Source organism: Streptomyces sp. NPDC102462 (assembly GCF_044765425.1).
Classification (GTDB): Bacteria; Actinomycetota; Actinomycetes; order Streptomycetales; family Streptomycetaceae; genus Streptomyces.
On record NZ_JBIWKB010000016.1, the window covers coordinates 20,411 to 39,582 of the forward strand.

General features: G+C 72.9%; 15 protein-coding genes. 11 read left to right on the plus strand and 4 right to left on the minus strand.

Features of this window, described 5'->3' with window-relative positions; translation table 11 throughout:
* Nucleotides 1-84: 84 nt before the first annotated feature.
* Nucleotides 85-1,059: a TauD/TfdA dioxygenase family protein gene (locus tag ACIRFL_RS16075; RefSeq protein ID WP_404028726.1), complete on the plus strand. Its 975-nt coding sequence runs from the start codon at nucleotides 85-87 to the stop codon at nucleotides 1,057-1,059.
* A gap of 1 nt (nucleotide 1,060) precedes the next feature.
* Here ACIRFL_RS16075 and ACIRFL_RS16080 read toward each other — a convergent pair whose 3' ends face one another.
* The gene (locus ACIRFL_RS16080; RefSeq protein ID WP_404028729.1) at nucleotides 1,061-2,089 is read right to left on the minus strand and encodes an LLM class flavin-dependent oxidoreductase; all 1,029 of its coding nucleotides are present in this window, start codon (nucleotides 2,087-2,089) and stop codon (nucleotides 1,061-1,063) included.
* A 423-nt stretch (nucleotides 2,090-2,512) separates the two neighbouring features.
* Between ACIRFL_RS16080 and ACIRFL_RS16085 the strand changes: the two genes are divergently transcribed.
* A complete protein-coding gene (locus tag ACIRFL_RS16085; protein WP_404028978.1) occupies nucleotides 2,513-4,876 on the plus strand; it encodes a M4 family metallopeptidase in 2,364 nt (787 codons plus the stop codon).
* 58 nt (nucleotides 4,877-4,934) lie between these two features.
* Here the strand turns inward: ACIRFL_RS16085 and ACIRFL_RS16090 are convergent, their stop codons facing one another.
* The 3 genes from ACIRFL_RS16090 to ACIRFL_RS16100 form a co-directional block, all read right to left on the minus strand.
* Entirely contained in the window at nucleotides 4,935-6,134 is a 1,200-nt protein-coding gene (locus tag ACIRFL_RS16090; RefSeq protein ID WP_404028732.1) for a glycoside hydrolase family 64 protein, read from the minus strand.
* Nucleotides 6,135-6,282: 148 nt separating this feature from the next.
* A complete protein-coding gene (locus ACIRFL_RS16095; RefSeq protein ID WP_404028734.1) occupies nucleotides 6,283-7,038 on the minus strand; it encodes a dienelactone hydrolase family protein in 756 nt (251 codons plus the stop codon).
* A gap of 126 nt (nucleotides 7,039-7,164) precedes the next feature.
* Nucleotides 7,165-7,785: an L-threonylcarbamoyladenylate synthase gene (locus tag ACIRFL_RS16100; RefSeq protein WP_404028736.1), complete on the minus strand. Its 621-nt coding sequence runs from the start codon at nucleotides 7,783-7,785 to the stop codon at nucleotides 7,165-7,167.
* Nucleotides 7,786-8,590: 805 nt separating this feature from the next.
* Here ACIRFL_RS16100 and ACIRFL_RS16105 point away from each other — a divergent pair.
* The 9 genes from ACIRFL_RS16105 to ACIRFL_RS16145 all read left to right on the plus strand — a co-directional run bounded on the left by ACIRFL_RS16105 (nucleotide 8,591) and on the right by ACIRFL_RS16145 (nucleotide 19,168).
* A complete protein-coding gene (locus tag ACIRFL_RS16105; protein ID WP_404028980.1) occupies nucleotides 8,591-10,141 on the plus strand; it encodes a helix-turn-helix domain-containing protein in 1,551 nt (516 codons plus the stop codon).
* 394 nt (nucleotides 10,142-10,535) lie between these two features.
* Nucleotides 10,536-12,308, plus strand: a complete 1,773-nt coding sequence (locus ACIRFL_RS16110; RefSeq protein ID WP_404028739.1) for a hydrogenase maturation protein — start codon at nucleotides 10,536-10,538, stop codon at nucleotides 12,306-12,308.
* A gap of 78 nt (nucleotides 12,309-12,386) precedes the next feature.
* Nucleotides 12,387-13,472 (plus strand): hydrogenase expression protein HypE, encoded by a 1,086-nt coding sequence (locus tag ACIRFL_RS16115; RefSeq protein ID WP_404028741.1) that lies wholly within the window; start codon nucleotides 12,387-12,389, stop codon nucleotides 13,470-13,472.
* Between the two features lie 91 nt (nucleotides 13,473-13,563).
* Nucleotides 13,564-15,348: a nickel-dependent hydrogenase large subunit gene (locus ACIRFL_RS16120; protein ID WP_404028744.1), complete on the plus strand. Its 1,785-nt coding sequence runs from the start codon at nucleotides 13,564-13,566 to the stop codon at nucleotides 15,346-15,348.
* Nucleotides 15,345-15,893, plus strand: coding sequence for a hypothetical protein (locus ACIRFL_RS16125; RefSeq protein WP_404028747.1), 549 nt, complete (start codon nucleotides 15,345-15,347; stop codon nucleotides 15,891-15,893). The genes ACIRFL_RS16120 and ACIRFL_RS16125 overlap by 4 nt, the downstream gene beginning before the upstream one ends.
* Nucleotides 15,890-16,543, plus strand: coding sequence for a DUF5947 family protein (locus tag ACIRFL_RS16130; RefSeq protein ID WP_404028750.1), 654 nt, complete (start codon nucleotides 15,890-15,892; stop codon nucleotides 16,541-16,543). The genes ACIRFL_RS16125 and ACIRFL_RS16130 overlap by 4 nt, the downstream gene beginning before the upstream one ends.
* Entirely contained in the window at nucleotides 16,540-17,214 is a 675-nt protein-coding gene (locus tag ACIRFL_RS16135) for a DUF6084 family protein (RefSeq protein ID WP_404028753.1), read from the plus strand. Before ACIRFL_RS16130 ends, ACIRFL_RS16135 begins: the two co-directional genes overlap by 4 nt.
* Nucleotides 17,211-18,632 (plus strand): hypothetical protein, encoded by a 1,422-nt coding sequence (locus tag ACIRFL_RS16140; protein ID WP_404028755.1) that lies wholly within the window; start codon nucleotides 17,211-17,213, stop codon nucleotides 18,630-18,632. Before ACIRFL_RS16135 ends, ACIRFL_RS16140 begins: the two co-directional genes overlap by 4 nt.
* A complete protein-coding gene (locus tag ACIRFL_RS16145; protein WP_404028758.1) occupies nucleotides 18,629-19,168 on the plus strand; it encodes a hydrogenase maturation protease in 540 nt (179 codons plus the stop codon). Before ACIRFL_RS16140 ends, ACIRFL_RS16145 begins: the two co-directional genes overlap by 4 nt.
* The last annotated feature ends 4 nt before the right edge of the window (nucleotides 19,169-19,172 follow it).

Consider the following 19,172-nt stretch of genomic DNA (forward strand, 5'->3'; position numbering starts at 1 on the left):
TCGGCTGTGTCGTACACGCTGTGTCGTACACCCAGCGTCACGGATAGGGTGGGCCGTGATCAACCGGACGGCTGGGACGGGGCCATGACGACGGACAAGGGCACGGGACGGCAGGCGGAACCGGTCGCCGGAATCGAGGTGCGACCGGTCGCCGGGCACATCGGAGCCGAGATCACGGGCGTCGACCTGGCGGTCGGCCTCGACGCCGCGGAGGTCGCCCTGATCCGGGAGGCGGTGCTGCGCTGGAAGGTGGTGTTCTTCCGCGGACAGCGCCTGGACCACGCCGGCCATGTCGCCTTCGCGCGCCGGTTCGGCGAGCCGGTGGTGCTCGGGCGGCGCGGCAGCGCCTCGCCGGCCCGGTACCCGGAGGTGGAGACCACCGCCGACCGGCTTGAGCTGGGCGGCCGGTTCGGCATGGAGCACGAGGAATGGCTGGACCGGCGCCGGCACACCCTGCTGCGCGGCTGGCACTGCGACCACGGGGCGCGGATCGACCCGCCCGCCGCGACGATCCTGCGCGCCGAGACCGTCCCGCCCTACGGAGGCGACACCACCTGGTCCAATCTGGCCGCCGCCTACGCCGGGCTGTCGGCGCCGGTGCGTGCCTTCGCCGACACCCTGCGCGCCGAGCACCGGCTGGGCGTCGGCTACCAGTCCCGCCCGGGCGACGACGCCTATCTGCGTCATCTGCTGGACCATCAGGTGGCCTCCGTGCACCCGCTGGTGCGGGTGCACCCTCAGACGGGCGAGCGGGTGCTGTACGTCAACGGCTACTACGTCGAACGCATCGTGGACGTCTCCCGGCCGGAGAGCGCGGCGCTGCTGGAGATGCTGCTGGCCCAGGCGGTACGGCCCGAGTACACGGTCCGCTTCCGCTGGGAGCCGGGCAGCGTGGCCTTCTGGGACAACCGGGCCACCATCCACCTCGCGCCGTCGGACAACGCCCACCTGGGCTGCACGCGGACCATGCACCGGGTCATGCTCGCCGGTGAGGTGCCGGTGGGCGTGGACGGCAGGCCGTCGGAGCCGATCACCGGTACCCGGCCCGGCCGTTGGTGAGTCAGGCGGTGGCCGGGCGGCCGAGCGCGGGCCCGAGCAGGGTCGCCATGTCGGTGAGGATCTGCACGTAGTCCTCGTGGTCGAAGGTGAAGGGCAGCGCGAACGCCACCTCGTCGACCTCGCGGAACGCGGCGTGCGCGTGCAGCCGTTCGGCGATCTCGGCCGAACTGCCCACCAGGTCGGGCGCGAACAGCAGCCGCGCGGGCCCCTGCGGGGACGCCGTGCGGGGCAGGCGCCGCGCCGCGTACTCGGCGTACTTGGCGCGCTGCCCGGGCGTCGCGGAGTCGGTGGGGATCACCACCAGGCCCTGGGAGACACGGGCCGCGTCACCGTCGGGGTGGTGGGCGCGGAACTCACGGATGTGGGACAGCTGGATCTCGGCGAAGTCCCGGCTCTCCTCGGGCTCCTCGGCCTTGACGACGCTGCTCGTCAGGAGGTTCATGCCGTGCTCGCCCGCCCAGCGCGCCGAGCGCAGGCTGCCCGCGCCGTACCACAGGCGGCTGCCGAGCCCGGGGGAGTGCGGCTGCACCACCTGCGAGAACACCTCGAACCCCTCGACCCCGCCGAAGTCGGTGGCCGGTCTGCCGCGCACGAAGTCCAGCAGTCTGCGCACCCGTTGGTGGCTGAAGTCCTCGGCGTCCGCCGTGTCCGGGTACAGGGCCTCTTTCACCTGGTCGTAGTGCATCGGCGGGCCCACGCTCACGCCCGGGTTGAGACGCCCGCCGGACAGGATGTCGACCGTCGCCAGGTCCTCGGCGAGGCGCAGCGGGTTCTCCCAGCCCAACGGGGTGACCGCGGTGCCCAGTTCGATCCGGCTGGTGCGCTGCGAGGCGGCCGCGAGGACGGCGACCGGCGACGAGATGCCGTACTGCAGATGGCGGTGGCGCACCCAGGCGCTGTCGAAGCCCAGCCGTTCCCCCAGCTCGATGATCTCCAGCGTGGACTCGTGGCCCCGGCCCGGATCGTCCGCGTCGAACAGGCCGATCGTCAGGAAGCCCAGCTTGCGCAGCGGGCGGTCGGTGGGCGGCACGGGCTCCTCCGGCGGTCGTACGTCAGTTCCGTCCCGATTGTGGCAGGCGAACATTGCGGGCGTGTGATCACTTGGCTGAGCACACCGGTGCGGGCGGCCCGCGCCGTCCTCGGGCCGAGCGCGGACGGCTTCTCGGCGTGTTCCGGCCGGGGCGGACCGCCCCCGTAGGGATGTCCCGCGTGCGCCGTTGACCTGCGGATAGGGAAAACCCTCGAATGCGGCCGCCATGATGACATGGACGAGTCAAAGCTGGAATTCTCTCCTCGCCCCCCGCACCGGACCCGCACCTGGGTTCACGAGCACGGTCCCGCACGGCTCAGCTCTTCCCGGACAGCACATCCGTCTGCCCGGTCTGTCACCGGCCGCGCCCCGGCGGCCGCAGCAGTAGGAGTACGAGTGAGACCCCTTCCTCACAGACCGTCCATGGTCGCGGCGGCCCTGGTCTCCGCCGCCGCCTTCCTCGCCGTCGGCGTCCAGGCCGTCCCGGCGGGCGCCCAGCCCGCCGCCCCGCACCCCAGCCCGCTGCGCACCGGCGGCCTGGAGGCACGGCTCACCCCGGCCCAGCAGCACACGCTGATCAAGGACGCCCGGCAGCACACCGCCGCGACGGCCCGCACCCTCGGTCTCGGCGCCAAGGAGAAACTGGTCGTCAAGGATGTCGTCAAGGACAACGACGGCACCGTGCACACCCGTTACGAGCGCACCTACGACGGGCTCCCGGTCCTCGGCGGCGACCTCGTCGTGCACACCCCGCCGGCCTCCGTGGCCGCCGGCACCGTGAGCACCACCTTCAACACCGAACGCACCATCAAGGTGGCCTCCACGACCACGACCCTCACCAAGTCGGCCGCCGAGACCAAGGCGCTCAAGGCCGCCCGCGCCCTCGACGCCCGGCAGCCGGCCGCCGACAGCGCCCGCAAGGTGATCTGGGCCGGCAGCGGCACGCCCAGGCTCGCCTGGGAGACCGTGATCGGCGGCCTCCAGGACGACGGCACGCCCAGCCAGTTGCACGTCATCACCGACGCCGGCACCGGCCGGGAACTCCACCGGTACCAGGCGATCAAGACGGGCACCGGGAACACCCAGTACAGCGGCACCGTCACGCTGGGCACCACGCTGTCCGGCTCGACGTACCAGCTGTACGACACCACCCGCGGCGGCCACAGGACCTACAGCCTCAACAACGGCACCTCGGGCACCGGCACCCTGATGACCGACGCCGACGACGTCTGGGGCACCGGGTCCGGGTCCAACACCCAGACCGCCGGCGCCGACGCCGCCTACGGTGCCCAGGAGACCTGGGACTTCTACAAGAACACCTTCGGCCGCAGCGGCATCAGGAACGACGGCGTGGCCGCCTACTCCCGCGTCCACTACAGCACGAACTACGTCAACGCCTTCTGGGACGACAGCTGCTTCTGCATGACCTACGGCGACGGCTCCGGCGGCACCCACGCGCTGACCTCGCTGGACGTGGCCGGCCACGAGATGAGCCACGGCGTCACCTCCAACACCGCGAACCTCAACTACTCGGGTGAGTCCGGCGGGTTGAACGAGGCCACGTCCGACATCTTCGGCACCGGCGTGGAGTTCTACGCCGGCAACGCCTCCGACGTCGGCGACTACCTCATCGGCGAGAAGATCAACATCAACGGCAACGGCACCCCGCTGCGCTACATGGACAAGCCCAGCAAGGACGGCGCCTCCAAGGACAGCTGGTACTCGGGCATCGGCAGCCTGGACGTGCACTACTCATCGGGTCCGGCGAACCACATGTTCTACCTGCTCTCCGAGGGCAGCGGCAGCAAGAGCATCAACGGCGTCACCTACGACAGCCCGACCGCCGACGGCGTGGCCGTCACCGGCATCGGCCGGGCCGCGGCCCTGCAGATCTGGTACAAGGCGCTCACCACGTACATGACGTCGAGCACCAACTACGCCGGGGCCCGCACCGCCGCCCTCAACGCGGCCGCCGCCCTGTACGGCACGAACTCCACCCAGTACGCCGGGGTGGGCAACGCCTTCGCCGGCATCGGCGTGGGCGGCCACATCACCCCGCCGGGCAACGGGGTCACGGTGACCAACCCGGGCAACCAGACCTCCACCGTGGGCACCGCCGTGAACCTCCAGGTGTCGGCGAGCAGCACCAACGGCGGTTCCCTGTCCTACGCGGCCACCGGACTGCCCGCGGGCCTGTCGGTCAACGGCTCGACCGGTCTGATCTCCGGCACGCCCACGACGGCGGGCAGCTACAGCACGACCGTCACGGTGACCGACTCCACGGGCGCCAAGGGCACGGCCTCCTTCACCTGGACGGTGGGTTCCGGCGGCGGCTGCACCTCGGCCCAACTGCTCGGCAACCCGGGCTTCGAGTCGGGCAGCACCACCTGGACCGCGACCAGCGGCGTGATCACCAACGCCAGTGGGCAGGCGGCCCGCACCGGCTCGTACAAGGCGTGGCTGGACGGCTACGGCAGCACGCACACCGACACGCTGTCCCAGTCGGTGACCGTCCCGGCCGGCTGCAAGGCGACGTTCACCTTCTACCTGCACATCGACACCGCCGAGACCACCACCAGCACTCAGTACGACAAGCTGACGGTGACCGCCGGTTCGACGACCCTGGCGACGTACTCGAACCTCAACGCCGCCTCCGGCTACAGCCAGAAGACCTTCGACCTGTCCTCCTTCGCGGGCTCGACGGTCACCCTGAAGTTCACCGGAGCGGAGGACTCCCTCTACCAGACCAGCTTCGTGGTGGACGACACCGCCGTCACGACCGGCTGACGCGGCGCAGCCGGCGTCCCGCGCGCGCAACCGCTCCGCGCGCGGGACGCCGCCCGCGTCAACTGAGCGGATCCAGCGTGAGATACGCCTGCTGCGGTCCGCCGTCGTGCACCAGCGACTCCTGGTTGCCGACGTCGTCGAAGGCGAACGCGTACGCCTTGCCGTCGGCCATCTGCCCGTGGATGAGCCGCGCGTAGTGGTTCGTCACCCCGTCCTGGTAGAAGCCCGCCGGGTCGGTGCCGGGCTGGTTGGGGTTCGTCAGCAGCGTGGACCGGTTGAATCCCGCGCACAGCGTGCGGGAGATCGGGCCGCGCACCGCGTCGTTGGGCGCGTCCAGCAGCTTGTGGCAGCCGAACACGCTGTCCGCGTCCGGCTTCTGGAAGCTCGTCACCACCGCGCCGGAGCCGTTCGTGAAGTTCATGACGCCGCCCGAGACCCGGCCGTAGTACTTGGTGTTCGGCTGGTCGCCGAACGGCGTGACCGTGAGCGTCGAGGTGGCGTACTTGTTCCAGACCCGATTGACATAGTCGTCCATGGCGGACGCGGGGAGCGCGCCGGTCTCCAGGCCGTGCCCGGGCGAGAGCGCGCGCAGCACGGTGCCGTCGGAGCGGGTCTGGATCAGGCCGCCCCAGCCGCCCGGCTGACCGCGCAGCCCGTCGAACACCCCTTTGTAGCCGCCCGGCTTGAGGTGACCGGTGGTGCTCACCCCGCCGTCCGCGCGCCGCACGCCGACCGCGTACGGCACCGAGAACATGTCGACCTGGGTGCTGTTGAGCCACAGCCCCGCGTCGTTGAGCGTGTACTCGGACCAGTTGAACAGGATGTCCCGGTTGGGGTCGCTGGGGTTCTGCACGGCCGGCTGCACGAGTCCGCCGGTGGTCAGCTTGAACACGAGCTTCTGGCCGTAGGAGAAGTAGATCCGGCCGGAGAACTTGGGGATCCGGATCGTCGTCGACTGCCCCGCGGCGGGTCCGGGAATCGCCGCGTCGGGGGCGGGAGTCGGCGGGTTGCCGCCCGCGGGCCAGGCGTGGAACGTGCCGTTCGCGTCGGCCCAGCCCTGCTGTCCCGTGGAGAGCTGGGTGCCGATGTCGTAGAGGTACACCGGGTCGGTGCGGCCGGAGTTGTTGGTCACCGTCAGGGTGATCGTGTCCGGCACCGCGGCGGCGGCCCGGTCCGGTGCGCCGAGCGCGAGCAGCGCGCCGACCAGGGCGGTCGCCGCCGCCAGGGACAGCGTGGGGCGCGTGAGTCGTACGAGCACTCTCCACCTCCGTGTGGGGTCGGGGTCGTACGGGCTTGGTCCGTACCTGTCTGAGAGCGCTCTCAGCGTTGCGTCGAGACGCGACCATGTCAATGTGGCGGGCGAAGTCCGCGGGTGCCCGTGGGTGTCACGGGCCCCGCGGCGCGTCTCACAAGGTCCGCTCCAGCAGGTCGAGCAGCGCGGCCCAGTGCCGCTCGTCCGCCTCCCGGTCGTAGGCCGGGGTGTCCGCCTGGGTGTACCCGTGCTGGGCGCCCGGGTAGACCTCGCACCGGTGGCGTACGCCCGCCGCGGTCAGCGCGTCCTCCAGCCGCCGGATCTGCTCGAAGGGCAGCGAGGAGTCCTGGTCGGCGTGGCCGAAGTACGCCTCGGCGGTGATGTGTTCGGCGACCAGGTGCGGGCTGTCCGGGTCCTCGGTGGCCAGCTGCCCGCCGTGGAACCCGGCGACCGCCGCGACCCGCTGCGGACAGGTCCCAGCGGTCAGCAGGGCCAGCCGGGCACCCATGCAGTAGCCGGTCACCGCGACCGGGCCGTCGGCCGCGAGCGGGCTGTCGGCGAGGAACCGCAGCCAGGCACCCGCGTCCCGCATCGCGAGGCCGGGCGTCAGCGACCGCATGACCGGGCCGATCCGGCCCCAGATGGCCGGGTCCTGGGCCGGGTCGATGAACTCGGGCAACTCGACCACGGGGACGCGCCCGTGCCGGTAGAACACATTGGGCAGCAGAACCGTGTAGCCGGCCGCGGCCAGCCGGTCGGCCATCGACCGCAGATGCGGGCGCAGCCCGAACGCGTCCTGGAAGAACAGGACGGCCGGACGGGGACGCTCGTCACCGGGATGGACCAGATAGGCATCGGCGACGCCGTCCTCGGTCGGGATGTCCACGGTCGTTCCCTGTACGGCGGTCATGGCGTGGTCGCCTCCCTGCGCGGGGTGGTCGCCGGGGAACGGGCGTGCCCCCGGCGGTGCGTGTACCGGCCATGCTGTCACGCGGGATCAGGTCGGTCCCGTCCGGCGGGCCCGGCCCGTCCCGGCTCACTCGAAGCGTGCCGGGTCGCCCGCTCCCCGCCGCACCACCTCGGCCTCACCGCCGGAGAAGTCGACCACGGTGGTCGGCTCCGTGCCGCAGTCCCCGGAGTCGACCACCGCGTCCACCACGTGGTCGAGCCGGTCCTTGATCTCCCAGCCCTGGGTCAGCGGCTCGTCCTCGTCGGGCAGCAGCAGCGTGCTGGACAGCAGCGGTTCGCCGAGTTCGGCGAGCAGCGCCTGGGTGACCACGTGGTCCGGGATGCGCACGCCCACGGTCTTCTTCTTGGGGTGCAGCAGCTTGCGCGGCACCTCCCTGGTCGCGGGGAGGATGAAGGTGTAGCTGCCCGGCGTCGACGCCTTCACGGCCCGGAACACATCGTTGTCCACGCGTACGAACTGGCCGAGCTGCGCGAAGTCCCGGCACATCAGGGTGAAGTGGTGCCGGTCGTCGAGGCGGCGGATCGAACGGATCCGGTCCATGCCGTCACGGCTGCCGAGCCGGCACCCCAGGGCGTAGCAGGAGTCGGTGGGGTACGCGATGAGGGCACCTGAGCGCACCGCGTCGGCGATCTGGGCGATGCTGCGCGGCTGCGGATTGTCGGGGTGCACGTCGAAGTACTTCGCCATCCGCCGAGCTTAAGCCGTCCCCCACCCCCGCACCCCCCCGGCACCACCCACCCCGTGCCTCGCGCTGCGCGACGGGGAGCGGAACGGTGGAGATGTGGGAGAGGTGTGGGGGAGGACCGGTGGTGGCGCGGCGGGTGCCGGTGGGCGGCGTAGTGCGGCGGCCGGGCGTGCGGGGGCGGGTCCGGGTCGGGGTCGGGTGGTGCGGGTGGTGGCGTGGTGCTGTGTGGCCGGGCGGAGGGGTGGGGGTGGGGGTGTGTGCGGGGGCTGCGCAGTGTGGGGGCGGGTCGGGGCTGGTGTCGGGTGGTGCGGGTGGTGGCGTGGTGCTGTGTGGCCGGGCGGAGGGGTGAGGGTGGCGGTGTGTGCGGGGGCGGGAGCCGAGGGGCCGGGGCGGGCGTGTGTGGCTCGGATGTTCCCCGGCCGACGGTGAGCCGGACGCCGTCGGCTCCCGTCCACGGGCGCACACTCGGCTCGCTCACCCGTCGCCACTCCCGGCGGTCTCTGACCCGGATCCCGTCCGCCTCCCCCGAACGGGGCTCACCCGGGCGTCCCGCGCCGCCTGCGCCGGCGGTGGTGTTTCCCGGCGGACAGCCGTAGGCATGGGTCGGGTTCGGCGGGGAAGGCGACGGGCGTGCCGCTCGGGACCCACCCCCCGGCCCGAGTCGGCCTGCTCCGCCGGCGGTCCGTCCCCCGGGACCGCCGGCGGAGAACAAGGTCGGCCGCCGGGCAGGCGGAACCCGGGCCGTGCGTCGGGTAGCGTCGCTCTCCGTAGACCGAGGCCAACGGGATGGACGAGGAGAAGCGCGAGATGGCCGGCCTGGCGGACGAGGGCCCGCAGACACGGACGACGCACGGCGAGGACGCCGCCTGGGCCGGGGAACTCCTCGACCAGCTGCGGTCCACCGGACGAGACCTGAGCCGGGTCGTCGACTGGCTCGCACGGAACGTGGACGGCACCGTCTGCCTGCGGGACGACGCCGGAGCCGTACTCGCCGGCGAACCGGTGCCGCTCCCCGAGCCGCTGGTCGCGGACGTGGTGAGCGGCCGGATCTCGTCCGCCGCGGTGGCGGACGGCGGGCGGCACGTCCGCCTGGTCGCGGTGCGCCACCGCGGACCGTTCCGGGATGCGACGGGCGTGCTGGCCGTGGCCCGCGCCATCCCCTTCGACCGGCGCAGCGCGGAGATCGTGGCCCGCACCGCCCCGGTCGTCGAACTCCTGCTGCGCGAACGCGAACTGACGGCCGCCGGGCGGCGGCTCAGCCGGGCCACCGCCGACCTGCGGCTGGCCATCCTGCAACTGCTGATGGTGGAGGACACCGTCGCCGCCCGCCGGGTCGCCGCGGGCCTGTGGCCCGGCCTGCTCGACACCGACACCGCCAGCGTGTATGTCGTCGAGGGGGCCGCCGAGGAACGGGACGGGCTCGTCGACGAGTGCATAGAGGCGACCGGCGGCCGGGCCCTCGTCGTGCGCTGCCCCGCGATGGACCGGCACGTCATCGTCCTCAGCCCCGCCGCCACGGCGGAGGAGCGGCTGCGCCCGCTGGTCGACCGCCGCCCCGGCACCTATCTCGGCGGCAGCGTCCGGCAGAGCCTCGCCCAGACCGCCCTCGCCTACGGGCAGGCCATCAGCGCCCTCGCCGTCGCCCATTTCCGCCCCGAGCAGGCGGCCGTCTACGCCGAACGCACGCACCCGGAGACGCTGATGGACCTCGCCGCGCTGCGCGCCTGGTCCGCCGACGTGCTGCGCCCGCTGGACACCCTGCCCCACCACACCAGGGCCGAACTGCTCGCCACCACCCGGCTGGGCCTTGAGTACACCGCGGTCAGCGCGGCCAAGGTGCTCGGCGTCAGCCGCAACACGGTACGGGCCCGCATGGACCGCGTCGAGACGCTGCTGGACACCGACTTCTCCGACCTCGCCGTCCGTGCCACCGTCCATCTGGCGCTGAACATCCAGGCGGGCTGCGCCGTGCCCGGCGGCCCGGGACCGGCCGCAGGGCCGCCCGCCGTCCGGCTCGGCGCCCTGCTCGCCGGTTCCGCGATCCGCACCTGGGCCCATGACCTGCTGGACCGGCTGACCCACGACGGACGGGACCTGCGCGGCACCCTGCGCGCCTGGATCGGCGCCGGCGCGAACGCCGAACGGGCCGCCCAGGACCTCGGCGTGCACGCCCAGACGGTGCGCGAGCACGTCCGCAGCGCGGAACCCGTCCTGGAACGCCAGCTCCTCGCCTCGGGCAGCGACCTGTACGAGGTCGTCCTCGCCCACCTGGTGGTCGGTGACCTCCCCGAGCCCGTGCTGCGCCGTACGAAGCAGGGTCAAAAACAGGGTCAAACGGACTCGGCTGTGCACAGGTGAGTCCTCGCGGCGCCGCAGCGGGCACCGGCGCGATACCCCCACGGCCTGTCGCGCACGTAAGTTCGGCACTCGATGGGGGCACGACCGGAACGGGGGACCGGTCGCGCCCCCACGGTGCGTTCCCCGCCGCGCGGCCCGCACCGGCGCCGGTGCGCGGCCCGGCCGCCGTCCGGGCACGGTGCCTCAAGTCCCGTATACCGAACCGGAGTTGAGCCCTGGGCGGGCTGCCGGCGGGCGGAGCCCGCGCCCGGCCGGGGCACGCCGCCGGGTGGCGGTGCCGCCGTCCGCTTTCGGGTGACCCGGCAGCCCGGCGCCCGGGAGCGGGGCGGCCGATGCCCGACGATCGCATCGGCCGGGCGGAAGGACCCGCGCCCTCGTCCGCCGGGAGAACACCGTGCACATCCTGCTCGTGGCCAGCGCCTTCAACAGCCTCACCCAACGCGTCCACGCCGAACTGCGCGACCGCGGGCACACCGTGGCGGTGGAACTCGCCCTGCCCGGCCACCGCCTGACCGAGGCCGTCGACCGCCACGACCCGCACCTGGTCCTCGCCCCGATGCTGAGGACGGCGATCCCCGTCGAGGTGTGGACGGTGCGGCCCTGCTTCGTCGTGCACCCCGGCCCGCTCGGCGACCGCGGCCCCTCCTCGCTGGACTGGGCCATCCACGAGGGCGCCGAGACCTGGGGCGTCACGGTCCTGCAGGCGGAGCAGGAGATGGACGCCGGCGCCGTGTGGGCGACGGTCGGCTGCCCGCTGCCCCCGGTGGCCAAGAGCGACCTGTACCGGGGCGAGATCGCCGACGCCGCGCTGGCCGCCGTGACCCTCGCCGTGGAGCGCTTCGCCTCGGGCACCTACCGGCCCGTACCGCAGCGGACCGGGCGCACCCGTCCCCACCTCGACCAGAGCGTCCGGCGGATCGACTGGGCCGCCGACTCCACCCGTACCGTCGTGTGCAAGCTGCGCGCCGCGGACTCTCGGCCCGGCGTGCTCGACGTCCTGTGCGGCGAGGAGTGGTACCTGCACGGCGGCCACCCCGAGTACCGGCTGCACGGCGCGCCCGGAGCCCTGCTGGCCACCCGCACCGGCGCGGTCTGCCGGGCCACCGCCGACGGCGCCGTGTGGATCCCCGAACTGCGCCGCAGACGGGGTGCGGGGCAGCCGCCCGCGGTCAAGCTGCCGGCGGTGACGGCCCTCGGGGACCGGCTGCCCGACCTGCCCGAGTTCGCGCCCGCGCCGACCGCGGACGCGGACAGCCGCGGCTGGAGCGACATCTGCTACCGGGAGGACGGCGACGTCGGTTTCCTGGAGTTCTCCTTCCCCGGCGGCGCGATGAGCACCGCGCAGTGCCGGCGCCTGCTCGCCGCCTACCGTCAGGCATGCGCACGCCCCACCGCCGTGCTGGTGCTGGGCGGCCGGCGCGACTTCTTCTCCAACGGCATCCACCTCGGCGTCATCGAGGCCGCCCCGGACCCCGCCGCCGAGTCCTGGGCGAACATCAACGCCATCGACGACCTCGTCGAGGCGGTCCTGACCACCACGGACCGGCTCGTCATCGCCGCCCTCGCGGGCAACGCCGCCGCCGGCGGGGTGATGCTCGCCCTCGCGGCCGACGAGGTCTGGTGCCGCTCCGGTGCCGTGCTGAACCCGCACTACCGGCTCATGGGCCTGTACGGGTCCGAGTACTGGACGTACTCGCTGCCCCGCCGGGTGGGCGCGGCGGCGGCCGAGCGGCTGATGGCGGACGCCCTGCCGGTGAGCGCCGCCGGCGCCCTGCGGGCCGGCCTGGCCGACCGGGTGATCGCGTGCCCGCCCGGGGAGTTCGCGGCCAAGACGGCCCGGCTCGCGGCCCGGCTCGCCACGATGCCGGGGACACCGTCCCGGATCGCGGCCAAGAAGGCGGAACTGGACCGCCAGGAGTGCGCCGAGCCGCTGGCCGCGTTCCGGCAGCGCGAGCTGGCCCGGATGCGCCCCGTCTTCGACGACCCGGACGCCCCCTACCACGCGCTGCGCCGGGCCTTCGTACGCAAGCAGCGCCCGTCCGTCACACCACCGCACCTCACCCGCGCCACCGGACCGCACGCGGGCACCCGGCGAAGCGGCCCGACGAGGTCCCCCGTCACTGGAACGGACCGCGCCGACCTCTCGTCGCCCGCGGACGCCTGGTAGCAAGAAAAACACGGCGGTCGCTGTGCCGGCCGCCCCCTTCCTGCCTCACCTCCCCTACCTCCCCGAGGAGGCGGTCCCATGACTCCGGCCACGCCCAGCAGCGCCGAGGCGCCCACCGGCGGTGCACCCGCGGGTGAGACACCCACGATCCACATCCTCTGGATCAACGCCGGGCTGAGCTGCGACGGCGACTCGGTCTCGCTGACCGCCGCCATGCAGCCGAGCATCGAACAGATCGCGCTCGGTGTGCTGCCGGGACTGCCGAAGGTCGAGGTGCACTGGCCCCTCATCGACTTCGAATGCGGTCCGGTCGGCGGCGCCGACACGTTCATCGAGTGGTTCTTCAAGGGGGAACGGGGCGAGATCGACCCCTTCGTGCTGGTCGTGGAGGGCTCCGTGCCCAACGAGACGATCAAGCCCGAGGGTTACTGGTGCGGCTTCGGGGACAACCCGGAGACCGGCCAGCCGATCACCACGAGCGAGTGGATCGACCGTCTCGCGCCCAAGGCCCTCGCCGTCGTCGCCATCGGCACCTGCGCCACCTACGGCGGCATCCACGCCATGGCGGGCAACCCGACCGGCGCGATGGGCGTGCCCGACTACCTCGGCTGGAACTGGAGGTCCAAGGCGGGCATCCCCATCGTGTGCGTCCCGGGCTGTCCCATCCAGCCCGACAACTTCGCCGAGACGCTCACCTATCTGCTCTACCAGGCGGCGGGCTCCGCCCCGATGATCCCCCTGGACGACAAGCTCCGCCCGACCTGGCTGTTCGGCGCCACCGTCCACGAGGGCTGCGACCGGGCCGGCTACTACGAACAGGGCGACTTCGCCGAGGCGTACGACTCGCCCAAGTGCTCGGTCAAGCTGGGCTGCTGGGGCCCCGTCGTGAAGTGCAACGTGACCAAGCGGGGCTGGATGAACGGCATCGGCGGCTGCCCGAACGTCGGCGGCATCTGCATCGCCTGCACCATGCCCGGCTTCCCCGACAAGTTCATGCCGTTCATGGACCAGCCTCCCGGCGCGACCCTGTCCACCAAGGCCAGCGGCGCCTACGGCCGGGTCATCCGCCGGCTGCGCGACATCACCCGGCACACCGTCGACAAGGAACCCAAGTGGCGCCACACCGGCGGCACGCTCACCACCGGATACCGGCCGCCGTGGTGAGCGCCCACGGGCGGCCCGCCATCGGCGGCCCGTCCCCGAACCCGTCAGCACCTCCCGCACCTCCCGCTCGCAGAAGGGCACGACTGACACGATGGCACCGACGACCAAGGCGGCCGGCGACGGTAGCGGCCTGATCGAGATGTCCTGGGATCCGATCACCCGGATCGTGGGCAGCCTGGGCATCCACACGAAGATCGACTTCAAGCAGAAGCGGGTCGCCGAGTGCTACAGCACCTCGTCCGTCTTCCGCGGCTACAGCGTCTTCATGCGCGGCAAGGACCCGCGCGACGCGCACTTCATCACCAGCCGCATCTGCGGCATCTGCGGCGACAACCACGCCACGTGCTCGGTGTACGCGCAGAACATGGCCTACGGCGTCAAGCCCCCGCACCTCGGCGAATGGATCATCAACCTCGGCGAGTGCGCGGAGTTCATGTTCGACCACAACATCTTCCAGGAGAACCTGGTCGGGGTGGACTACTGCGAGAAGATGGTCAAGGAGACCAACCCGGGCGTCCTCGAACTCGCCGAGCGCACCGAGGCACCGCACGCCGCGGAGCACGGCTACCGCACCATCGCCGACATCATGCGGTCCCTGAACCCCATGGAGGGCGAGTTCTACCGCGAGGCGCTTCAGGTCAGCCGCTACACCCGGGAGATGTTCTGCCTGATGGAGGGCCGCCATGTGCACCCCTCCACGCTCTACCCGGGCGGTGTCGGCACCAACGCCTCCGTGCAGCTCTTCACGGACTACCTGAGCCGTCTGATGCGCTACGTCGAGTTCATGAAGCGTGTCGTCCCGCTCCACGACGACCTGTTCGACTTTTTCTACGAGGCCCTGCCCGGCTACGAGGAGGTCGGCCGGCGGCGCGTCCTGCTCGGCTGCTGGGGAGCGCTCAACGACCCCGAGCACTGCGACTTCACCTACGCCAACATGACGGACTGGGGCCGGCGGATGTTCGTCACCCCGGGCATCGTGGTCGACGGCAAACTCGTCACCACCGACCTCACCGAGATCAACCTCGGCATCCGCATCCTGCTGGGCAGCTCCTACTACGAGGACTGGCAGGGCAGGGAGCGGTTCGTCACCCACGACCCGCTCGGCAACCCGGTCGACGCGCGCCACCCCTGGAACCAGCACACCATCCCCGCCCCGCAGAAGCGCGACTTCGACGACAAGTACAGCTGGGTGATGTCGCCGCGCTGGTTCGACGGCAAGGACCACCTCGCCCTGGACACCGGCGGCGGCCCGCTCGCCCGGCTGTGGACCACCGCCCTGGCCGGCCTGGTCGACACCGGCGGGGTGCGGGCCACCGGACACAGCGTCGTCATCAACCTGCCGCGCACCATGACCCGGCCCGAGACCACCTTCGAGTGGAAGATCCCCAAGTGGAGCAACGCGCTGGAACGCAACCGGGCGCGCAGCTACTTCCAGGCATACGTCGCCGCCCTCGCCCTGCACTTCGCCGAGCAGGGCCTCGAAGAGGTACGCGCCGGACGCAACCGGACCTGGGAGAAGTTCGAGGTTCCCGACGAGGCCATCGGCGTCGGATTCACCGAGGCGGTCCGCGGCCTGCTCTCCCACCACATGGTGATCCGCGACGGCAAGATCGCCAACTACCACCCGTACCCGCCCACGCCGTGGAACGCCAGCGTCCGCGACCCCTACGGCACGCCCGGCCCCTACGAGGACGCCGTGCAGAACACCCCGATCTTCGAGGAGAACCCGCCGGACAGCTTCAAGGGCATCGACATCATGCGCACCGTGCGCAGCTTCGACCCGTGTCTGCCCTGCGGCGTCCACATGTACGTCGGCGCCGGCCACACCGTGGAGAAGATGCACGTGCCCACCGGCCTGAGCGGACTGGGCGGATGAGCCCCACCACCGCACCGGCACACGCGGAGCGGGCCGGCCGGCGCATCGAGGAGGTACTGGACCGGCTCTCCGGCACCACGGACCCGGCAGCCGCCGCCGCGGCCGAGGAACTGGTCCGCTCCCTCATGGAGTTCTACGGCGCGGGACTCGCCCGGATCCTCGAACTGCTGTCGGCCCCCGAGGACCGTCCGCGCGCCGAGGCCCTGTTCGGCGACGCACTCGTCGCGAGCCTGCTGCTCCTGCACGACCTGCACCCCGAGGACCTGACCACCCGCATCGACCGCGCCCTGCACGGCCTCGACGGCGACGGGCGCGCCGCCCTTCATGTGCTCGGCTTCGACGAGGCGACCGGAACGCTCCGGCTGCGCGCGGCCACCGGCGGGAGCTGCGGCTGCGCCGCCGGCGCACCGGACCTGCGCCGGGCCGCCGAGGACGCGCTCTCCTGCTTCGCCCCCGAGGTCACGGCCGTGGAGGTACGCACCGAGCCCAGCCCGAACGAGCCCGCACTGCTGCAGATCGGCACCCGCCCCGGGGCCGGTGCATGAGCGCGACCCGGGCCCCGACGGCACGGTCCGGCCGCGGCCTGCGCCGGTTCCTGACCGAACGCCCCGCACCGCCCGAACGCTGCGGGCTGTGCGCGGCACCCGTGGCGGACACGGACCACCGCCACCTCGCCGACACCGAACAGCGGTCCCTGGTCTGCGCCTGCCCGCCCTGCTTCCTGCTGATGGAACGGCCGGGCGCGGGCGCGGGCCGCTTCCGCCCCGTCCCCGCCCGCTACCTCACCGACCCCGGCCACCGGCTCGACGTCCGCGCCTGGGACACCCTGCGCATCCCGGTCTCCGTCGCCTTCGTCTTCCACAACACCGCCCTCGGCCGCCTCGTCGCCCTCTACCCGAGCCCGGCCGGCGCCACCGAGAGCGAAGGGGAACCGCGGGCCTGGACCACGGTCCTCGGCGAGAGCGCCCTCGCCGGACTGCTCGAACCCGACGTCGAGGCACTGCTGCTGCGCCGCACCGCCGACGACTGCGCCTGCTACCTGGTGCCCATCGACATCTGCTACGAACTCGTCGGCCGTATGCGGCGGTTGTGGCAGGGCTTCGACGGCGGGGCCGAGGCCAGGGCCGCCCTGGACGCGTTCTTCGCCCGCGTCGAGACCCTGGCCCGGCCCGTCGGCACCGGGGACCGGCCATGACGGAACTCTCCTTCACCTGCACCGGGGTGCGCGCCGACCGCTACGCCGCCGGGCCGACCCTGGTGTTCCGGCTGCGCGTCACCACACCCGGCGACGAACCCGTGCACGCCCTGGCCCTGCGCTGCCAGATCCGCATCGAACCCGCCAGGCGCGGCTACGACCGCGCCGAGGCCGACGGGCTCGTGGACCTGTTCGGCGAGCCGTCCCGCTGGGGCAGCACCCTTCAGCCGGTGCAGTTCGCGCAGGTCCCGCTGATGGTGCCCGGCTTCACCCGGGAGACCGAGACCGACCTCGTCGTGCCCTGCACCTACGACATGGACATCGCCGCCACCCGCTACCTCGCCGCGCTCGACGGCGGTGAGGTGCCGCTGCTGATGCTGTTCTCCGGAACGGCGTTCACCGGAACCGGCGGCTTCCGTGTCGAACCCGTCCCCTGGGACCGGGAGGCCGCCTTCCGGATGCCGGTCGCGACCTGGCGCGAGATGGTCGAACAGCACTTCCCCGGCTGCGGCTGGATCCGGCTGCCCCGCGACACCATGAACGCCCTGCTGGCCCACCGCTCGCGCCGGGCGCTGCCCTCCTGGGAGGCGACCGTGCGGGACCTGCTCGCCCACGCCGTGCCCGCGCCGGAATCCGCCCCGACCGGCACCACCGGAAGGACCGTTTCGTGAGCACGACCGCCCTCGCCCCGCAGACCGAGGCGCGCCTCGCCCTCGCCCGCAAGGTGGCCGACGCCGTCCTCTTCGAGGGCTATGTGCTCTACCCCTACCGGGCCTCCGCCGCGAAGAACCGGCTGCGCTGGCAGTTCGGCGTGCTGGTGCCGCCCGGCTGGGGCGCCGACCGCGAGGAACACGCCTTCCAGCACACCGAGTGCCTGCTGGAACCCAAGGACGGCGCCATGCTCGCCGTCGAACTGCGCTTCCTGCGCGCCCGCCGCCGCACGGTCCAACGGGCCCGCGCGGACGGCGGCTTCGAGACCGTACCGGAACTGCGCCTGGCCGACCGGGTGCTGGTCCCCTGGGACGAGGGGATCGAGGAGCGCGTCGCGGCGGTGGTACCGGTCGCCGGCCTCCTCGCCGGGGACGTCACGGTGCCCTTCGAGCGGTCCGCGGCCACCGAGCACGAGACGGTCCGCGACCCGGAAGGCCGCACGGCCGGCCGGACCGTCCACCGGTACGAGCCGCTGGCCGGCCGGCTGCGGCTTTCGGCCCGCGAACTCGACGGCCCCTGCCGGGTGGTGCGGCTGACCGCCGTCACCGAGAACACCAGCGACTGGACCCCGCCGGCCGGCCATGGCGCCGACCGCGACGCGGCACTCCCACGCTCCCTGGTGGCCGCCCACCTCCTCATGGCCGTGGACCGGGGATCGTTCCTGTCGATGACCGACCCTCCCGAATGGGCCCGGGGCGCGGTCGCCGCCTGCCGCAATCTGCACACCTGGCCCGTCCTGGCCGGCGAGCCGGGCCGCGCAGACGTGCTGCTGTCCTCGCCGATCATCCTGGAGGACCACCCGGCCATCGCGCCCGAGAGCCCCGGCGCGCTGTACGACGCCACCGAGATCGACGAGATCCTCGCGCTGCGCACCGCCGCCCTCACCGACGAGGAGAAGCGCGAGGCGCGGGGCACCGACGAGCGGGCCGCAGCCGTGATCGACCTGGCGGACTCGCTGCCGTCCGAGGTGCTGGAGCGCCTGCACGGCGCGGTCCGCGGCCTGCGCGAGGTGACCGGGCCGGCCGCCGGCACCGGACTCCCCGACGAGCACAGGGTGCCGCGGCCGGACACCCCGTGGTGGGACCCGGCAGGCGACGCGGGGTACGACCCCGGCCACGACAGCGTCCTGGTGGCCGGCCGGCCCGCGGGCGCGGGCAGCCGCCTCGTGCTGCGGCCCGGGCTGCGCCGTACCGACGCCCAGGACCTGTTCCTGCGCGGGCGCACCGCGACGGTCGAGGCCGTGCTGCACGACGTGGACGGCGCGGTGCACGTCGCGGTCACCGTGGACGGCGACCCGGGCGCCGATCTGCGCCGCGCACAGGGCCGCTTCCTGTACTTCCAGCCCGACGAACTCGCCTGGCCCGGGGAGCCCGCATGAGCGCGCGTCCCGCGGACGGCCGGGTCCTCGTCGCCGGCGTCGGGAACGTCTTCCTCGGCGACGACGGCTTCGGCGTGGAGGCCGCCCGCGTCCTGGCCGGGCGGTCCCTGCCCCGCCACGTCGAGGTGCTGGACGTCGGGGTGCGCGGAGTGCACCTCGCCTATCAACTCCTCGACGGGTACGACACGCTGATCCTGGTGGACGCCACCGCACGCGGTGGACCGCCGGGCACCCTGTACGTCATCGAGCCCGTGAGCACCCCCGCGCCGGATCCGGCGGACGCCGCGCCGGACGGTCACCGCATGACGCCCAACGCCGTGCTCGCCCTGCTCGGCACCCTGTGCGCCGGCACCGGCGGGCAGCCCCCGCGCCGCACGCTCGTCGTCGGGTGCGAACCGGCCTGTGTGGCCGAGGGGATGGGGCTGAGCGGGCCCGTCTCCGACGCCGTACCGCAGGCCGTCCGGCTCGTCGAGGACCTGCTGGGCGTGGACCGCGAGCCCGAGCCATGTCCGCCGGCCGGCAAGGCCGCGACCTGAGGAG

What these genes read in the sequence shown, in the direction of transcription:
- ACIRFL_RS16075 (WP_404028726.1), top strand. Translation starts at nt 85, where the DNA reads ATGACGACGGACAAGGGCACGGGACGGCAGGCGGAACCGGTCGCCGGA.
- ACIRFL_RS16085 (WP_404028978.1), top strand. Translation starts at nt 2,513, where the DNA reads ATGGTCGCGGCGGCCCTGGTCTCCGCCGCCGCCTTCCTCGCCGTCGGC.
- ACIRFL_RS16095 (WP_404028734.1), bottom strand. Translation starts at nt 7,038, where the DNA reads ATGACCGCCGTACAGGGAACGACCGTGGACATCCCGACCGAGGACGGC.
- ACIRFL_RS16100 (WP_404028736.1), bottom strand. Translation starts at nt 7,785, where the DNA reads ATGGCGAAGTACTTCGACGTGCACCCCGACAATCCGCAGCCGCGCAGC.
- ACIRFL_RS16105 (WP_404028980.1), top strand. Translation starts at nt 8,591, where the DNA reads ATGGCCGGCCTGGCGGACGAGGGCCCGCAGACACGGACGACGCACGGC.
- ACIRFL_RS16115 (WP_404028741.1), top strand. Translation starts at nt 12,387, where the DNA reads ATGACTCCGGCCACGCCCAGCAGCGCCGAGGCGCCCACCGGCGGTGCA.
- ACIRFL_RS16120 (WP_404028744.1), top strand. Translation starts at nt 13,564, where the DNA reads ATGGCACCGACGACCAAGGCGGCCGGCGACGGTAGCGGCCTGATCGAG.
- ACIRFL_RS16125 (WP_404028747.1), top strand. Translation starts at nt 15,345, where the DNA reads ATGAGCCCCACCACCGCACCGGCACACGCGGAGCGGGCCGGCCGGCGC.
- ACIRFL_RS16130 (WP_404028750.1), top strand. Translation starts at nt 15,890, where the DNA reads ATGAGCGCGACCCGGGCCCCGACGGCACGGTCCGGCCGCGGCCTGCGC.
- ACIRFL_RS16135 (WP_404028753.1), top strand. Translation starts at nt 16,540, where the DNA reads ATGACGGAACTCTCCTTCACCTGCACCGGGGTGCGCGCCGACCGCTAC.
- ACIRFL_RS16145 (WP_404028758.1), top strand. Translation starts at nt 18,629, where the DNA reads ATGAGCGCGCGTCCCGCGGACGGCCGGGTCCTCGTCGCCGGCGTCGGG.